Below are 16428 nucleotides of genomic sequence, written 5' to 3'. Positions count from 1 at the left end.
AATTGTTTCCCCCGGCATGGCGGGGTAATATTCCCCCGCTATTTAAACAGGCCCCTTGGGCGAGGTTGTAATGAAAATCTACATCATGCGTCATGGCCAGGCTGGCATGAATGCAAAAACTGATGAACAGCGTCCACTGACCGAGCAGGGCATTGAAGAGTCCGTTCACATGGCCCGCTGGCTGGCCCCCCAGCTGGCAGACTCCTTGAGCCTGGCGATCCACAGCAACTATTTGCGTGCCCGCCAGACCTGGCAGGCCATCGCCCCCGAGCTGCCAAAGGCGCAGAGCGTCGAGGAGAGCGGCGACATCACCCCCTATGGGGATCCGGCCCTGGTCGCGAGTTATCTCACGGCGATCGCGGCCCAACATGAGAACATCCTGATGGTGAGTCACCTGCCACTGGTGGGCTATCTGGTGCAGAGCCTGTGTCCGGCGGCGGGCGCCCCCATGTTTGCCACCTCTGGGCTTGCCTGTATCGAGTGGCAAGATGGCAAGGGGGTATTGCTCTGGTTGGAAGGACCGCATACAATACGCTAAAAGTTAATAAAAAGTTACAAGATGGTTTTTTAGGGAAGAGATAGGCGATTTTTCCGGTTTTTTATACAAATTTGACGGAATTATTTCGCAGAAGCTGCTGTCATACGGATACAACTGCAAGAGGTTGCAAACGATGAGAGTGTTCAAGAAATACCTGCCGCTGATGGTGGCAAAACATGTAAAAACTTTCTTCAAGGGACGGATCTACATCCACGGCAGGGGGCGCTTCGATTTCCAGTCAGGCTTGTTGCTGATGCCAACGCCGGCCGACATTCCCCACCGCCAGACGGTGCTCGAAGTCAATGAATTGATCTCGAGACTGCACATGGACGCCGCCTGATGCCCCAGTCAGGATGATCGTCTGCTTCATGCCCGCCCTTGTGCGGGCATGATTGTTTTTGGGGCCGGCACCAGGGTTGTGGCTCTGTTCGATACCCATTTTGAAAGACTTTATTCGCCCCCCGATTGCGGTGCTTGCTTATCCTGTTTGCCTCTCTATACTCCCGCAAAATACCCGCTTCCTTTCTCTGGATTTAGCATGCCCCTTGCCTTTCTGTTTCCCTTCTCCTGCATGGCTATCTGGGCCGGCAACAGCATCGTCAGCAAGTTGGCGGTGGGGGTCTTGTCACCGGCAGCTCTGGCCTGGTCACGCTGGGTGGTGGCGGCCATTATTCTCACCCCCTTCCTGGCCCATCGTGCCTGGCGGGATCGCGCCAAGCTGCGCGCGGGTTTTTACAAGCTGGCCATGCTGGCCCTGCTCGGCATGGTGCTGAACCAGAGCTTCGGTTATTACGCAGCTCAGACCCTGGGAGCCACCGAGATAGGCCTCATGATGGGGCTGACCCCGCTGATGACGGTGCTGCTCAGCATCTGGTTGCTGCGCGAGCGCCCGACCTGGGGCGCCCTGCTCGGCGGCGTCATCTCCATCTTCGGGCTGACCATCTTGCTCGGGCAGGGGGATCCCTCCCGCCTGTTTACCCAGGGCATTCACATCGGCTACGTCTATATGCTGCTGTCGGCGGCCACTTATGCGCTCTACAGCGTGCTGCTCAAGCACTGGGATCTGGGGCTCGATAACTGGTCCATGCTCTACGGCCAGGTGCTGTGCAGCTTGCTGTTTCTCACTCCCTTCTATTTGCTGGTGGATGGGCAATGGCCGGATGGACGCGCGCTCTGGCTCATCCTCTATGCGGGGATCCCGACCTCGGCTCTCTCTCCCTGGCTCTGGATGCAGGGCATAGCCCTACTTGGGGCGAGCCGTACCGCCATCTTCATGAACCTGCTGCCGGTGATGACGGCGGCCCTGGCCATTAGCTGGCTCGGAGAGCGGCTCACCAGCTATCACCTGATAGGGGGGGGCATGACGCTGCTGGGGGTCTTGCTGGCGCAGTTGCTGGTCAAACCCGTGGTGGTGCGGCGACGGGCCAGGCTCGCTATGGCGGGTTGTCAAGAAGATTGAGATAAAAGGATTGAGACAGAAAAAGACCGCCAAAGGGCGGTCTTTCTTGTTTCTGAGAGAGGCCTTACTGGGCCGTCAGGTAGAGGTCTTTCGAATAGACCAGCTCCTGCGGGTTGTGGTAGGGGTAGCCTTTGACGAAGGGCTTGAGCAGCCGGGATTTCACGTAGAAGTAAACCGGGGCTATGGGGGCTTCGGCATCGATCAGGGCTTCCGCCTGCTGATAGAGGTGGTTGCGCTCGGCCGCGTCCTGGGAGTCGTGGGCCTTGGCCAGCAGGGCGTCGTACTGTTTGTTGACCCATTTGCCGCTGTTGGCGCTGCTGCTGGAGGTCATGATGTCGAGGAAGGTGGAGGCGTCGTTATAGTCCCCGTTCCAGGCGTAGCGGCTCACCCCGAAGTCCCCTTCGTTGAGGGCCGACACCATGGTCTTCCACTCCATGTTGTTGAGCTCCGCCTTGACCCCCAGGTTGTGTTTCCACATGGAGGCGATGGCCAGGGCTATCTTCTTGTGTCCCTCGTTGGTGTTGTAGAGGATATCCACATCCAGCGGCTTGTTCGGGCCGTAACCGGCCTCGGCCAGCAAGGCCTTGGCTGCTTTGATCCGCTCTTCCTTGCTCATCAGCTCGCTGGCCGGTTGCTTGAGCTCAAACCCGTCCACGCTCGGCGGCGTCAGGCTGAAGGCGGAGAGCTGTCCCTGGCCCAGGATCTTCTCTGTGATGGTGTCCCGGTCGATGGCCAAGGAGAGCGCCTTGCGCACCTTGGGGTTGTCGAAGGGTTTGCGCTGGGTGTTGAACACATAGTAATAGGTGGAGAGCAGGGGGGCGCTGACCAGCTCCTCCGGGCTCTGGCTCTTGATCTGCTTGTACTGCTCCAGCGGATAGGTGGTGTAGTGCAGCTCACTCGCCCGGTAGCGGTTGAAGGCGGCGGTCTCGGACACTATCTCCAGATAGACCACCTTGTTGATCACAGTGTGGGCATTGTCCCAGTAGTGGGGATTGCGCTCGGAGATGAGCCGCTCGTTCGGGGTCCACTCTTTGAGCACGAAGGCGCCATTGGAGACGATATTGCCCGGTTTGACCCAGTCACTGCCGTACTTCTCTATGGTCGCCTTCGGCGCCGGGAAGGTGGTGTAGTGAGAGAGGGTCTTCAGGAAGAAGGGCACCGGGTTTTTCAGGGTGATCTGCAGGGTATGGCTATCGAGGGCCTTGATACCGAGGGCATCGGGCTTGGCCTTGCCTTGCACCACTTCGCTGGCGTGGGTGACCCCGGTCAGCTCGATGAACCAGGCGTAGTTGGAGGCGTTCTTGGGATCCGCCGCCCGCTGCCAGCCATAGACGTAATCCGCCGCCGTCACCGGCTCGCCGTTTGACCACTTGGCGTCGGGTCTGAGCTTGAAGGTGTAGACGGTGCCCGTGGGATCGAGCTCGTAACCGAGCGCGCCGGCGAGTTTCAGCTTGCCATTCTCATCCAGGGTGTAGAGTCCCTCGAACAGATCGTTGACGATGTCGCTGCCCGCGCTCTCTTCCACCATCTGGGGATCGATGGAGGCGGGTTCCGTGCCTATGTTGCGCACGAAGGTCTGCTGGGCTGCAGGGAGTAACTGGGTGCCGGCAGGCACCTGGGCCGCCAGGGCCGGGAGGGAGATCAGGGCGGCAACCGTGCCGGCAATGAGAGTCCTTTTCATTGAATATCCTTATGTTTTTTTGCTTCCAAAGCCAAGCCAGTGTGCTGGATCGGGCATCAGATCTCAAGGGGGGACTGCGCCTGTGATCTGGCGCTGCCCGTATGGGGGGAGGGAGGGGAAAGGGGTGGGCAATTATGGATTCTTGTCACGAATTAACATTGGGAAAGAGGTCGATTGGCGCCGTTATTCCCCCAGAATGGCGCCAGTTTGTGGCGCGAACTGGCGATTTATACGCCGTCTTAATTCGCTGCAAAAACAAAAAACAAACGTTACATTGGGTTACAAAACAACGCAGCCGAGGATCGGCCCTTTTTTTGCCGATGCTTGCAAACGTTTTCAAGGCCAACGGAAACGATCCTAAAGGAAGAAGAATGCGAAACATGATCACCATGGGCGAGTTCATCGTCAAAAAGCAGGCGGACTACCCGACCGCAACCGGCGAGCTGACCTCCTTGCTCAGCTCCATCCGCCTGGCTGCCAAGGTGGTGAACCGGGAGATCAACAAGGCGGGGCTAGCGGACATCATCGGCTCCATGGGGGCCGAAAACGTGCAAGGGGAGGTGCAGCAGAAGCTGGACGTCTACGCCAACGAGCGCTTCAAGGCAGCGCTGGAGGCCCGCGGCGAGGTGTGCGGCATGGCCTCCGAAGAGGAAGAGGACTTCGTCTCCTTCGATTCTGAGCTCTCCCGCCACTCCAAGTACGTGGTGCTGATAGACCCCCTCGATGGCTCCTCCAACATCGACGTCAACGTCTCGGTCGGGACCATCTTCTCCATCTACCGTCGGGTCAGCACCCCGGGGGCCGGCGTGACCCTGGAAGACTTCCTGCAGCCGGGCAACCGCCAGGTCGCCGCCGGTTATGTGGTGTATGGCTCCTCCACCATGCTGGTCTACACCACGGGCTTCGGGGTCAACGGCTTCACCTATGATCCCTCCATCGGCTGCTTCTGCCTCTCCCACGAAAATATCCGCATCCCGGAGGAGGGCAAGATCTACTCCATCAACGAGGGCAACTACATCAAGTTCCCGGACGGGGTGAAGAAGTACCTCAAATACTGCCAGGAGCGGGATGAGGCGACCCACAGACCCTACACCTCCCGCTACATAGGCTCCCTGGTGTCGGATTTTCATCGCAACCTGCTCAAGGGCGGTATCTACATCTATCCGTCCGGCACCAACTCCCCGAACGGCAAGCTGCGCCTGCTCTACGAGTGCAATCCCATGGCGTTCCTGGTGGAGCAGGCCGGTGGCAAGGCCTCCGACGGCTTTGGCCGCATCATGGACATCCAGCCTACGGCCCTGCACCAGCGTACCCCCTACTTCGTCGGCTCCACCAAGATGGTGGACAGGGCCGAGGCCTTCATGCGGGAGTTCTCCGCCCACGAGGATCCGGCCAACCAGGGCTGAGTCTGGTGCTGGGCTCTGCCCATAGCTGCCATCAAAGGCACTGTGGATAGTCGCAGTGAATACGCAGATAAAAAACGGGAGCCTCAGGGCTCCCGTTTTGTTGTGGTCATCCGTGGTGACACTCGCGACTCATGTTCCCGTGTGCTCCCGTGGTGGCGCCAGCGCGCCTGCCGGGGACAAGACCCGCCGAGACGCACCGCAGAGCGCCGATCCCATCAGGGCAGGGCGTGCTTGGCCAAATCTGCCAGCAGGGAGTCCACCAGTTTCAGCCGCATGACCCTGTCCTGGTTCGGTACCTGGAAGCGCAAGCGGGTCGGTCCATCCATTTTATAGATACGTGGCTGCTCGGAGAGCAGTTTTACCAGATAGGTCGGGTTGACCTTGGTGTCCTGGCTGAAGTCGAGATAACCACCGCGATCGCTCATCTCCACCCGGCGGATGCCAAGCGCCGTGGCGCGCTGGCGGAAGGCGGCTATCTCCATCAGCGTCTTGGTCGCCTCCGGCAGCAGGCCGAAGCGATCGATCAGCTCCACTTTCAGCTCCCGCAGCTCCTGCTCATCCTTGGCGCTGGCGATGCGCTTGTACATGGACAGGCGCATGTTGACGTCCGGTATGTAGTCGTCCGGCAAGAGGGCGGGCAGGCGCAGCTCCACCTCGGTGTGCTGGCTCATCAGCTGATCCAATGATGGTTCCTTACCGTTTTTGAGCGCCTCCACCGCCTGCTCCAGCAGCTCCATGTAGAGGGTGAAGCCGATGGATTCGATCTGGCCGCTCTGATCGTCCCCGAGCAGCTCGCCCGCACCGCGGATCTCCAGATCGTGGGTGGCGAGCGCAAAACCCGCTCCGAGATCTTCCAAGGACGCGATGGCTTCCAGCCGCTTGACCGCATCCTTGGTCATCAGCTTGGGGTGGGGGGTGAGCAGATAGGCATAGGCCTGGTGATGGGAGCGGCCGACCCGGCCCCGCAACTGGTGCAACTGGGCGAGTCCCAAGTGATCCGCGCGGTCCATGATGATGGTGTTGGCGCTTGGCACGTCGATGCCGGTCTCTATGATGGTGGTACACACCAGCAGGTTGAAGCGCTGGTGGTAGAAGTCCGACATCACCCGCTCGAGCTCCCGCTCGCGCATCTGGCCGTGGGCGACGCCGATGCGCGCCTCCGGCACCAGGGCGGCGAGATCTGCCGCGCACTGCTCTATGCTCTCAACGTCGTTGTGCAGGTAGTAGACCTGACCGCCGCGTTTCAATTCCCGCAGCACGGCCTCGCGGGTGACCGCGGGCTCCTGCTGGCGCACGAAGGTCTTGATGGCGAGGCGCTTGGCGGGCGGGGTGGCGATGATGGAGAGATCCCGCATACCGGACATGGCCATGTTGAGGGTGCGCGGGATCGGGGTCGCGGTCAGGGTGAGGATGTCCACGTCGGCGCGCAGCGCCTTGATCTTTTCCTTCTGGCGCACCCCGAATCTGTGCTCCTCATCGACGATGAGCAGGCCCAGATCCTTGAAGGTGAGATCCGAGCCCAGCAGCTTGTGGGTGCCTATGATGATGTCCACCTTGCCCTCCGCCAGCTCCTTGAGCACGGCGGTCTGCTCCTTGGCGGAGCGGAAGCGGCTCAGTACCTCGACCCGCACCGGCCAGTTCGCGAAGCGATCCCGGAAGTTGTCGTAGTGCTGCTGGGCCAACAGGGTGGTGGGCACCAGTACAGCGACCTGCTTGCCGCCGTGTACCGCCACGAAGGCTGCCCGCATCGCTACCTCTGTCTTGCCAAAGCCCACGTCGCCGCACACCAGGCGGTCCATGCTCTTGGCCTGGCACATGTCGCCGAGCACCGCATTGATGGCGTTGAGCTGATCCTCTGTCTCCTCGAACGGGAAACCGGCGGCAAACTGGCGATAGGCCTCCTTGTCGTGCTTGAAGGCAAAGCCGTGACGGGCCGCCCGCAGGGCGTAGACGTCCAAGAGCTCAGCCGCCACATCGCGGATCTTCTCCGCCGCCTTGCGCCTTGCCTTGGTCCAGGCCTCACCGCCGAGCTTGTGGCTCGGCGGGTTGTCAGAGCCGGTATAACGGCTGATCAGATGCAAGTTGGTGACCGGCACGAACAACTTGTCGCCGCCAGCATATTCGAGGGTCAGGAACTCGGTGGGCAGGCCGCCGGCGTCCAGGGTCTCGAGGCCGAGGTAGCGACCGACCCCGTGATCCAGGTGTACCACGGGCTGACCCTGGGTCAGCTCGCCGAGGTTTCGAATGACCGCATCTGAGCTTAAGTTCTTGCTCTTGTCCCGGGCGCGGCGGCTGCGGATCTTGCCGCCGAGCAGCTCGGTCTCTGTGATGAGGGCCAGCTCTTCCTGCCCACTTTCTTGCAGCAGGAAGCCGCGCTCCAGCGGGGTGACCAGCAGGCCGTGGCGAGCCGTGCTTGCCACGAAGGCCTCGAGGGAGGAGAACTCCTTTGGCTGCACCTTGATGCGCGCGAGCAGATCGCCCAGCACCTCGCGCCGCCCCTCGGACTCCACCGCAAACAGGGTGCGGCCCGCGAAGCCTTGCAGGAACTGGTCGAGCGCCAGCAGGGGCTGCTCCTTGCTGTGATCGAGCTGCAGGTCCGGCAGGGGGGCCGTGGCCAGGTTGTGCTGGCCGGCGGCGCCATCGGTGGCATCTGCCTGCAGGCGCACGGCGCCATACTGGCCGAGGGCCGCAAACAGCTGTTCTACCGGCAGATAGATCTGCTGGGGTGGCAGCAAGGGACGGGTGTTATCCCAGCGTCTGTCCTCGTAACGCTGGGCAATGTCGTTCCAGAAGCGCTGGGCGGCAGGATAAATCTCTCCCACCGTCAGCAAGAGAGTGTTGTCCGGCAGGTAGTCAAACAGGCTGGCGGTCTGCTGGAAGAAGAGCGGCAGATAGTATTCGATGCCGGCGGGCCAGCGTCCCTTGCTCACCTCCTGATAGACGGAGCCCTCGGCGCGCGACAGCTCGAACTGCTCGCGATACTTACCACGGAACAGCTCGATAGCCCCCTCGTCGGTGGGAAACTCCCGGGCGGGCAACAGGCTCACCGACTTGACCGGCTCGCTGGAGCGCTGGGTCTCGGGATCGAACGGGCGGATGGAGTCCACCTCGTCATCGAAAAAGTCGATGCGATAGGGGCTGTTGCTGCCCATGGGGAAAAGATCCAGCAAGGAGCCACGGGCGGCGAACTCGCCGTGCTCCAGCACCTGCTCCACCGCCACGTAGCCTGCCTCGGCGAGGCGCCCCCGCAACTGTTGCAGGTTGAGGCGCTGACCCGCTTTGACCAGCAGGCTGTATTTGTCCAGATAGACCCGGGGCGCACAGCGCAGCATCAGGGTGGAGATGGGCACGATCAGCACGCCGCTGCTCATCTGCGGCAGCTTGTAGAGGGTCTCGAGGCGCTGGGAGATGATGTCCTGATGGGGGGAGAAGGTGTCGTAGGGCAGGGTCTCCCAATCCGGGAACAGCAGGATGGGGCAATCCTTGTCTGCCAGCAGGTACTGTAATTCTTGCTCGAGGCGCAGGGCGCTCGGGGTATCGGCGGTCACCAGCAGGACGGGGCGCTTGGCCTCGGCGGTGAGGCGGGCGGCGACCAGCGCCAGGCTGCTGCCGACCAGCTGGCCGAGCGTTAACTTCTGGCCCGCTTTGGCGGGCAAGGCGGGGAGTGTCATTGGCATCGTTCGATTCTTTTAACGTTGACGTTGTCTGTTATTAGCGCTGGCGCTCTTGGGCACGCAACTTGAGTTGCTTCGATTGCACATGCAGGCTGGCGCGTACCAGCAGTTCCCGGTCATCCTCACGGATGCGTACATAGTCGAGCAATACATGGGTGCCGTGCTCGCCCGCTTCAAGGTGTTTGACCTCGGCGTAGCAGTAGACGGCGGCGGCCTCTTCGCGCAGGAAGATCTTGAGTCGCACTATCTGATGCAGGTGCGGTAGCTCGCCGTGGCCCTGGCGCGGGTGCAGGTAGGTGAGCTGGCCGGCCCCGAAGCGCAGGGTGTGGAAGCGGTGCTCCGGGTGATCCTGCACCGCCAGCACATAGCCCATGATCATATCGATCTTGCGGGACTGCTGGTTGATGATCTCGACCAGATCGTGCATCGACTCGTTCTGGTTGCGCAGCAGGCGGCTACTCACCAGATCGATGGCGGTGATGGCGGAGGCGATACGAAAGGGCTCGGGCAATTCGGCGTCCAGCGCCTCCAGCGTCGGCAGGTGAAAGTCGGCCGGCATGGGGATCACATTGACCGGCGTGGCATGGGTGACGCTGAAGAACTGTTCCTGCATGGAGGCTATCCCTTGTTGTCATAGTCTATTTGCCATTATTATCCGGTATCTTATTTTGTTGGCAACGTAGATATCCTTGAAGACTGGACTTTTTCAGCCACTGTCGCTGGCTATCGGCCTGCGTTATGCAGGCTCGCGACGCAGTAACCGCTTCGTCTCCTTCATCTCCCTGTTTTCCACCTTCGGCATCGTCATCGGGGTCGCCGCCCTGATGGTGGTCATCTCAGTGATGAACGGTTTTGAGGGACAGCTCAAGGGTCGCATCCTAGGGGTGATCCCCCATGTGGTGGTGACCAATCCGGCCGGGCGCATCGAGGCCCATCCCGCCGGGCTGCCGGATCTGACCAAGCTGCCCCACGTGGTGGCCACAGCCCCCATGCTCGACAGCGAAGGCATGCTGCAAAGCCCGGGCCAGCTGACCGGGGTGAGCGTGCAGGGGATCGATCCGGCCCAGTGGCCCAAGGACGACATCCTCCATGCCCAGATGCTGGCAGGACGACTCGATAGCCTGCAGCGCGGTGAATACCACATAGTGCTGGGGCAGGGGGTGGCCAACCGTCTCAAGGTGTCGCTCGGGGATGAGGTGCGCCTCATTCTGACCGAGGGCACCCGCTTTACCCCCTTCGGCCGGGTACCGGCCCAGCGTCTGTTTACCGTCTCCGGCATCTTCGGGGTCGGCGCCGACGTGGACAGTCAGGTGGCCTTGATTGCGCTCGGCGATGCCCAGCGCATGCTGCGCCTGCAAGATGACGTCGTCGGTGGCATCCGCCTCTGGCTGGACGATCCCTTCGCCGCCGATCAGGTGATCAAGACCCCGCTGCCGGACGGACTGGAGTGGCAGGACTGGCGCCGCGAGCGCGGCGAGCTGTTCCAGGCGGTGGCCATGGAGAAACGCATGATGGGCCTGATGCTGGTGCTGATCATCGCGGTCGCCACCTTCAACATCCTCTCGGCCCTGGTCATGGTGGTCACCGACAAGGAAGGGGAGGTGGCCATCTTGCGTACCATGGGCATGAGCGAGTCCGGTATCGTCAAGATCTTCATGGTGCTGGGGGCGTCCAGCGGCGTCATCGGTGCCCTGTTCGGCGCCCTGGCGGGGCTCGGGCTCTCCCTTGGCCTCAACCCCTTGCTCGATGCGGTGGGGCTCAACCTCTATATGGCCGCTGGTGGCTCGGGCCTGCCGGTCATCGTGGAGCCTGCCCAGGTCATCACCATCTTGCTCGGCGCCGTGCTGCTGAGCTTCAGTGCCACCTTGTACCCAGCGGCCCGTGCGGCCCGGGTGAAACCGGCCGAGGCACTGCGTCATGAATAATTCTTCTTCTGTTATTACTTCCCCAAGCGGAGCCCTTTTTATGAATGAGCCCTTGCCCCGTGACAACCCGTTGCGTGAACCTCTGCTGCGCTGTGAGGCGCTGAACCATGTCTATAAAGAGGGCAATCTCGAGACGCAAGTGCTCAAGGGCATAGACCTGTCCGTGGCCCCCGGCGAGATGCTGGCGGTGGTGGGCAGCTCGGGCTCCGGCAAGACCACCTTGCTGCACCTGATGGGGGCGCTGGATAACCCCTCCAGCGGCGCCGTGCTGTTCAACGGGCAGGACATTCACCGCTGGGACAGCCGTGCCCAGGCGAAATTCCGCAATCAGGAGCTGGGGTTCGTGTATCAGTTCCACCACCTGCTCGCCGAGTTCACGGCCCTCGAGAACACCGCCATGCCGCTGCTCATCGCCGGTGAGTCGGTGGCGAGCGCCACCGAGAAGGCGACCCGGATGCTGGGGCGGGTGGGGCTCTCCCATCGCCTCAACCACAGGCCGTCCGAGCTCTCCGGTGGCGAACGCCAGCGGGTCGCCATCGCCCGCGCCCTGGTCAACGAGCCGAGCCTGGTGCTGGCGGACGAGCCCACCGGCAACCTGGATCACGCCAGCGCCACCGCCGTCTACGAGCTCTTGTGCGAGCTGAACAGAGAGTTGGGCACCGCCTTCGTGGTGGTGACCCACGACTTGAGCCTCGCCGCCAAGCTGCACCGGCGGGTGACCCTGGTGAGCGGCATCATGGCGGAGGTCGCCTGATGTTCAAGCCGCTGCCCCTGTTCCTGGGCCTGCGTTACAGCCGCTCTCGCCGTCGCAACGGTTTTATCGCCTTCATCTCGGCCTCCTCCCTCATCGGCATCGCCCTCGGGGTGATGGCGCTGATCCTGGGGCTCTCCGCCATGAACGGTTTCGAGCGAGAGCTCAAGAACCGGGTGCTCTCAGTGGTGCCCCACGGCGAGCTCATCGGCATGGAGGCGCCGCTGCCGAACTGGCCCAAACTGCGGGACTACCTGCTGGCCCAGCCCGGCATCGAGGCCGCCGCACCTGTGATCCGCCTCGACGGCCTGCTGGAGCACGGCTCCGCCCTCAAGGGGGTGCAGTTGCGCGCCGTGTTGCCGGAGCTCGAGGCGAACCTGTCGGACGCGGGCAAATACATGACGGGCCGTGGCCTGCGTGAGTTGCAACCCGGCGAGAAGGAGGTGATCCTCGGCAAGACCATCGCCGACAAGCTGGGGGTCAAGATAGGGGACACTGTCGCCCTGCTGCTGCCCCAGGGTGGCGATGCCAGCGGCATCAAGAACCCGAGGCGCGAGGCGCTCAAGGTGGTGGGACTGATGGAGATCGGCGGCCAGCTCGACGGCCTCATCGGTTTCATGCACCTGACCGATGCCCAGGCCATCACCGGCATGGGCAAGGACGTGGAGGGTTTCAGCCTCAAGGTTGATGACGTGCTCAAGGCGCAGTCCATCACGGTGGCGGCGGCGAGCAAGTTCCCGCACTACGTCTACATCAGCAGCTGGATGAGCCGTCAGGGCTACCTCTATCAGGACATTCAGATGGTGCGCACCGTCATGTACGTGGTGATGCTGATGGTGGTGGCGGTGGCCTGTTTCAACATCGTCTCCACCCTGGTGATGGCGGTGAACGAGAAGCGCAGCGAGATAGCGATCCTCAAAACCATGGGGGCGAGCCCGGGCCAGATCCGGCTCACCTTCGTCATCCAGGGCATGGTGAACGGGGTGCTCGGCGCCCTGCTGGGGGCCCTGCTCGGCGGCCTGCTGTCGAGCAAGCTGACCCAGATCCTGAGCGCCATCGAGACCCTCATCGGTCATCGCTTCCTCAATCCGGACATCTACTTCATCGACTTCCTGCCAACCGAGCTGCACATGCAGGATCTGGTGATAGTGACCAGCGCCGCCATCCTGATGAGCTTCGCGGCGACCCTCTATCCCGCCTGGCGGGCGAGCGCCCTGGTGCCGTCCCGGGAGCTGGGGCACTGAGGTGGCGGCCTCACAACCGATGAGATAACCAAAAGGGCCCGCCGGGGCCCTTTGTTTTAAATGAAAAACAGGTGTTTGGTTGGTGTTTTGATGTCTAGGTAGTGCAATTCAATGCAGGAATTGCACTAGGTAGTGTTAATGGGCATTCAATTCATCGAGAGGCAGTGAAAAACTCGCCACAAATACCTCGATAAAGTAGCGCATGGCCGGGTTCATGCGGGCATCCAGCATCTGCTCGAGGCGCTTCCTGGCCGGTTCAAACTCCCGGTTGCCGGCATTGATCTCCTCCAGACACTTGGTATAGGCGCAGAGGGTGTCCGCATCCTTCACCAGCCGCGCCAGCGTCTCGTCCTCGGGGCTCGCTTGTGCGCCAGATTGCGCACCAGAGTCGAGCAGGGGACGAAAATCCTCGATAAGCTCGGGGGGCAGCATCCCCAGCAGGCGCTGCTCGGCGGCCAGCTCTATCTTCTTGTATTCCCGGGCTATCTCTGGGTTGAAGTACTTGACCGGGGTAGGCAAGTCGCCGGTCAGCACCTCGCTGCTGTCGTGGTAGAGCGCCATCACGGCGGCGCGGTTGGCATCGACGTTCCCCCCAAAAAGACGGTTACTGATGACGCCGAGGGCATGGGCCACCATGGCGACCTGCAGGCTATGCTCGGCGATGTTCTCGGGCTGGATGTTGCGCATCAGCGGCCAGCGGTAGATGAGCCGCATGCGGGCGAGGTTGGCGAAGAAATGGCTGGGGAGCATGGGGGCCTCGAAGTGACAATAAAAAAGGGCAGACCCTAGTCTGCCCTTTTTTTACGTCGCAGGCACCGCCTGCTTGGCTATCTGTCTCAGCGAATATAGCGACCGGACTCGGCCTCGTGGTTGGTCACCACCATCTGACCTATGGGGGCCAGGGCGATCAGCGCGAGTTTCAGGTGCTGGATGCCGAACGGGATGCCGATGATGGTCACGAAGCAGGCCAGCGCCGAGGCGATGTGGCCGATGGCGAGCCAGACCCCGATCACCAGGAACCAGAGGATGTTGCCAATCATCCCCAGCGCGCCGGTACCGATGTCGCTCTGGCCTGTCATGGCCTTGCGGCTCACCGCCTGCTTGCCAAACGGGAAGAAGGTGAAGGTGCCGATGACGAAGCAGGCGCGTCCCCAGGGGATGCCTATCAGGGACACGAAGCAGAGCAGCCCGGCCAGCCACCAGGCCAGCCCCATGAAGACGCCCCCCAGTACAAACCAGAGCAGGTTAAACAAGAAGCGAAAAAAGGTCATTTGGGTCACTCCAGACTCATAAGTTGGTTGCCACCATAGCGATCCATGTCAAGGGACGCAATGGCTGATGCGAGAAGGTGGACAATTTGGGTCGCAGCCCCCTTGCCGGCAGCGGATTGGGGGCCATTTGAATGAAAAATAGGGGGGATTGGAGGCAAAACAGTGAGCCAGTGCAAAATATTGCAAACTGGGCGCTTGAACTGGGGCCCGGGTTTCCCCATATAGAGGTCAGTCTTGCGCAAATTGTGCCGTCTGTGCCCCGGATGGGGGATGTGCGGCTCGACGCGACCAATGTGCGCCGCTATAATGTCGCGTCATATTTTCTCATCACAAAGACAGTCGTTGTCTTTATAAACAGGAAGACTCCGGGTATGTGCCCAGGAGTAATAAAGGGTCAGCACACAGTGCTGAGTTGAACGAGGTAAAAGAATGCAAGTTTCTGTAGAGACAACCCAAGGTCTGGAACGCCGTCTTACCATCACTGTACCGGCTGCGACCGTTGACGCTGCCGTGCGTAAAGAATTGAATGGCCTGGCCAAGACTCGTCGCATCGATGGTTTCCGTCCTGGCAAGGCTCCGGTTGCCATCATCAAGAAGATGTTCGGCGCCATGGCCCATGCCCGCGTTGCCGATGAAATGATGCAGAACAACTTCATCAAGGCCATCATCGAGAACAAACTGAGCCCGGCCGGTGCGCCGACCATGGATCCGAAAGAGATCAAGGAAGGCCAGGATTTCGAATTCACCGCCACTTTCGAAGTGTACCCTGAGTTCGAAGTTGCCGGTCTCGAGAGCATCAAGGTTGAGAAGCCGGTTGCTACCGTCAAGGATGCCGATCTGGCCAACATGATCGACACCCTGCGCAAGCAGCACGCTACCTGGTCCGACGTTGATGCCGCTGCCGCCAACGGCATGCGCGTTACCCTGGACTTCGTAGGCTCCATCGACGGCGAAGAGTTCGACGGTGGCAAGGCAGAAGGTTTCACTCTGGAACTGGGCGCTGGCCGCATGATCCCTGGCTTCGAAGATGCCATCCTGGGCAAGAAAGCGGGCGACGAGTTCACCATCGACGTGACCTTCCCGGCTGACTACCACGCCGAAAACCTCAAAGGCAAGGCGGCCAAGTTTGCCTCCAAGCTGATCAAGGTTGAAGAGCAGGTACTGCCTGAGCTGACCGAAGAGTTCGTCAAGCGTTTCGGCATCGAAAGCGGCAACGTGGAAGAGCTGAAGGCTGAAGTGCGCAAGAACATGGAGCGCGAGCTGGCTCAAGCCCTGAAAAACAGCGTGAAAGAGCAAGTGCTGAACGGCCTGGTTGAAGCCAACCAGATCGATCTGCCGAAGGCTGCCGTTGCCCAGGAAATCGACACCCTGCGTCAGCAAGCGCTGCAGCGCTTCGGTGGCTTCCAGGGCGGCAACGCTCCCGAGCTGCCGGCCGAGCTGTTCCAGGCGCAAGCCGAGCGCCGCGTGCGCGTTGGTCTGCTGCTGGGTGATGTCATCCGCACCAACGAGATCAAGGCTGACGACGCCCGTGTGACCAGCATCATCGAGTCCATGGCCACCGCCTACGAAGATCCGAAGGAAGTGATCGAGTACTACCAACAGAACGAGCAGATGCTGAACGGCGTCCGCAATCTGGCGGTGGAAGATCAAGCCATCGACCTGATCCTGTCCAAGGCCCAAGTGACCGAGAAAGAAGTTGCCTTTGACGAAGTGATCAACAAGTCCGGTGCCGCGGCCTAAGATCATTTGACTTAAGGTCAAAACTGTTAAGTATAATGGCTCGTGTGATCTCCACTCGGGCCATTTTATTTTAGGGACAATGCCTTATGTACAAAAACTATAACGATGTGACTGAATCCCCACGCAATGCGCTCATCCCTATGGTGGTCGAGCAGACGGCTAAGGGTGAGCGTTCATACGACATCTATTCCCGCCTGCTCAAGGAGCGGGTGATCTTTCTGACCGGTCAGGTTGAAGATCACATGGCGAACCTGGTGGTGGCCCAGCTGTTGTTCCTCGAGTCCGAAAACCCGGATCAGGACATCAGCATCTACATCAACTCACCAGGTGGCGCCGTCACGGCGGGCATGTCCATCTATGACACCATGCAGTTCATCAAGCCGGACGTCAGCACCGTTTGCATGGGGCAGGCCTGCTCCATGGGCGCCTTCCTGCTGGCCGGTGGTGCCAAGGGCAAGCGCTTCTGCCTGCCGAACGCCCGCGTGATGATCCACCAGCCGCTCGGCGGCTTCCAGGGCCAGGCATCTGACATCCAGATCCATGCCCAGGAGATCCTGAAGATCAAGAATACCCTGAACGAGCGTCTGGCCTTCCATACCGGCCAGGACATGGCGACCATCGAGCGTGACACCGACCGTGACAACTTCATGTCGGCAGAGCAGGCCGTGGCCTATGGTCTGGTAGACGGTATCCTGAGCCAGCGCGGTTGAGCAGGGTGTCACGTCCTGTTGTAAACTCA

General features: G+C 61.0%; 14 protein-coding genes. 9 read left to right on the top strand and 5 right to left on the bottom strand.

From position 1 onward, the window contains the following. The first annotated feature begins 70 nt into the window (after positions 1-70). The 3 genes from sixA (at position 71) to CUC44_RS02805 (ending at position 1997) form a co-directional block, all read left to right on the top strand. Positions 71-538 (top strand): phosphohistidine phosphatase SixA, encoded by a 468-nt coding sequence (gene sixA / locus CUC44_RS02815; RefSeq protein ID WP_100858475.1) that lies wholly within the window; start codon positions 71-73, stop codon positions 536-538. 133 nt (positions 539-671) lie between these two features. After that, positions 672-878, top strand: coding sequence for a DUF1107 domain-containing protein (locus CUC44_RS02810; protein WP_157812739.1), 207 nt, complete (start codon positions 672-674; stop codon positions 876-878). Between the two features lie 198 nt (positions 879-1076). Continuing rightward, positions 1077-1997 (top strand): DMT family transporter, encoded by a 921-nt coding sequence (locus CUC44_RS02805; RefSeq protein ID WP_100858473.1) that lies wholly within the window; start codon positions 1077-1079, stop codon positions 1995-1997. A 64-nt stretch (positions 1998-2061) separates the two neighbouring features. Here the strand turns inward: CUC44_RS02805 and CUC44_RS02800 are convergent, their stop codons facing one another. Beyond that, positions 2062-3678 carry a peptide ABC transporter substrate-binding protein gene (locus CUC44_RS02800; protein ID WP_100858472.1) on the bottom strand — a complete coding sequence of 539 codons (1617 nt, stop codon included), beginning with the start codon at positions 3676-3678 and terminating at the stop codon, positions 2062-2064. 371 nt (positions 3679-4049) lie between these two features. Here CUC44_RS02800 and fbp point away from each other — a divergent pair, with 371 nt between their 5' ends. Continuing rightward, positions 4050-5084, top strand: coding sequence for a class 1 fructose-bisphosphatase (fbp, locus tag CUC44_RS02795; protein WP_100858471.1), 1035 nt, complete (start codon positions 4050-4052; stop codon positions 5082-5084). 215 nt (positions 5085-5299) lie between these two features. Here the strand turns inward: fbp and mfd are convergent, their stop codons facing one another. Both mfd and CUC44_RS02785 read right to left on the bottom strand, forming a co-directional pair. Next, positions 5300-8755 (bottom strand): transcription-repair coupling factor, encoded by a 3456-nt coding sequence (mfd, locus tag CUC44_RS02790; RefSeq protein WP_167388758.1) that lies wholly within the window; start codon positions 8753-8755, stop codon positions 5300-5302. A gap of 40 nt (positions 8756-8795) precedes the next feature. Next, a complete protein-coding gene (locus CUC44_RS02785; RefSeq protein ID WP_100858469.1) occupies positions 8796-9371 on the bottom strand; it encodes a PilZ domain-containing protein in 576 nt (191 codons plus the stop codon). Between the two features lie 76 nt (positions 9372-9447). Between CUC44_RS02785 and CUC44_RS02780 the strand changes: the two genes are divergently transcribed. The 3 genes from CUC44_RS02780 to lolE are packed head-to-tail and all read left to right on the top strand — an operon-like array spanning position 9448 to position 12678. Beyond that, on the top strand, positions 9448-10683 hold the full coding sequence (locus CUC44_RS02780; RefSeq protein WP_100858468.1) for a lipoprotein-releasing ABC transporter permease subunit: 1236 nt from the start codon (positions 9448-9450) through the stop codon (positions 10681-10683). A 40-nt stretch (positions 10684-10723) separates the two neighbouring features. Then, on the top strand, positions 10724-11437 hold the full coding sequence (gene lolD, locus CUC44_RS02775) for a lipoprotein-releasing ABC transporter ATP-binding protein LolD (protein WP_167388754.1): 714 nt from the start codon (positions 10724-10726) through the stop codon (positions 11435-11437). Then, entirely contained in the window at positions 11437-12678 is a 1242-nt protein-coding gene (gene lolE, locus CUC44_RS02770; RefSeq protein WP_100858466.1) for a lipoprotein-releasing ABC transporter permease subunit LolE, read from the top strand. Before lolD ends, lolE begins: the two co-directional genes overlap by 1 nt. Before the next feature lie 135 nt (positions 12679-12813). Here lolE and yfbR read toward each other — a convergent pair whose 3' ends face one another. Continuing rightward, positions 12814-13428, bottom strand: a complete 615-nt coding sequence (gene yfbR / locus CUC44_RS02765; protein WP_100858465.1) for a 5'-deoxynucleotidase — start codon at positions 13426-13428, stop codon at positions 12814-12816. An 86-nt stretch (positions 13429-13514) separates the two neighbouring features. Next, positions 13515-13949, bottom strand: a complete 435-nt coding sequence (locus tag CUC44_RS02760) for a YccF domain-containing protein (RefSeq protein WP_100858464.1) — start codon at positions 13947-13949, stop codon at positions 13515-13517. Positions 13950-14378: 429 nt separating this feature from the next. Between CUC44_RS02760 and tig the strand changes: the two genes are divergently transcribed. Continuing rightward, a complete protein-coding gene (gene tig, locus CUC44_RS02750) occupies positions 14379-15689 on the top strand; it encodes a trigger factor (RefSeq protein WP_100858462.1) in 1311 nt (436 codons plus the stop codon). Between the two features lie 86 nt (positions 15690-15775). Further along, positions 15776-16399 (top strand): ATP-dependent Clp endopeptidase proteolytic subunit ClpP, encoded by a 624-nt coding sequence (clpP, locus tag CUC44_RS02745; RefSeq protein WP_167388753.1) that lies wholly within the window; start codon positions 15776-15778, stop codon positions 16397-16399. The last annotated feature ends 29 nt before the right edge of the window (positions 16400-16428 follow it).

It is taken from the genome of Aeromonas lusitana (assembly GCF_002812985.1).
GTDB classification, from domain to species: Bacteria; Pseudomonadota; Gammaproteobacteria; order Enterobacterales; family Aeromonadaceae; genus Aeromonas; species Aeromonas lusitana.
This window is presented reverse-complemented; position numbering and strand designations above follow the sequence as displayed.

Bases quoted from the DNA above. Each gene is read 5' to 3' on its own strand.
- fbp (WP_100858471.1), top strand. From the start codon at position 4,050: ATGCGAAACATGATCACCATGGGCGAGTTCATCGTCAAAAAGCAGGCG.
- lolD (WP_167388754.1), top strand. From the start codon at position 10,724: ATGAATGAGCCCTTGCCCCGTGACAACCCGTTGCGTGAACCTCTGCTG.
- yfbR (WP_100858465.1), bottom strand. From the start codon at position 13,428: ATGCTCCCCAGCCATTTCTTCGCCAACCTCGCCCGCATGCGGCTCATC.
- CUC44_RS02785 (WP_100858469.1), bottom strand. From the start codon at position 9,371: ATGCAGGAACAGTTCTTCAGCGTCACCCATGCCACGCCGGTCAATGTG.
- sixA (WP_100858475.1), top strand. From the start codon at position 71: ATGAAAATCTACATCATGCGTCATGGCCAGGCTGGCATGAATGCAAAA.
- CUC44_RS02800 (WP_100858472.1), bottom strand. From the start codon at position 3,678: ATGAAAAGGACTCTCATTGCCGGCACGGTTGCCGCCCTGATCTCCCTC.
- CUC44_RS02805 (WP_100858473.1), top strand. From the start codon at position 1,077: ATGCCCCTTGCCTTTCTGTTTCCCTTCTCCTGCATGGCTATCTGGGCC.
- tig (WP_100858462.1), top strand. From the start codon at position 14,379: ATGCAAGTTTCTGTAGAGACAACCCAAGGTCTGGAACGCCGTCTTACC.
- CUC44_RS02810 (WP_157812739.1), top strand. From the start codon at position 672: ATGAGAGTGTTCAAGAAATACCTGCCGCTGATGGTGGCAAAACATGTA.
- CUC44_RS02760 (WP_100858464.1), bottom strand. From the start codon at position 13,949: ATGACCTTTTTTCGCTTCTTGTTTAACCTGCTCTGGTTTGTACTGGGG.
- mfd (WP_167388758.1), bottom strand. From the start codon at position 8,755: ATGACACTCCCCGCCTTGCCCGCCAAAGCGGGCCAGAAGTTAACGCTC.
- clpP (WP_167388753.1), top strand. From the start codon at position 15,776: ATGTACAAAAACTATAACGATGTGACTGAATCCCCACGCAATGCGCTC.
- lolE (WP_100858466.1), top strand. From the start codon at position 11,437: ATGTTCAAGCCGCTGCCCCTGTTCCTGGGCCTGCGTTACAGCCGCTCT.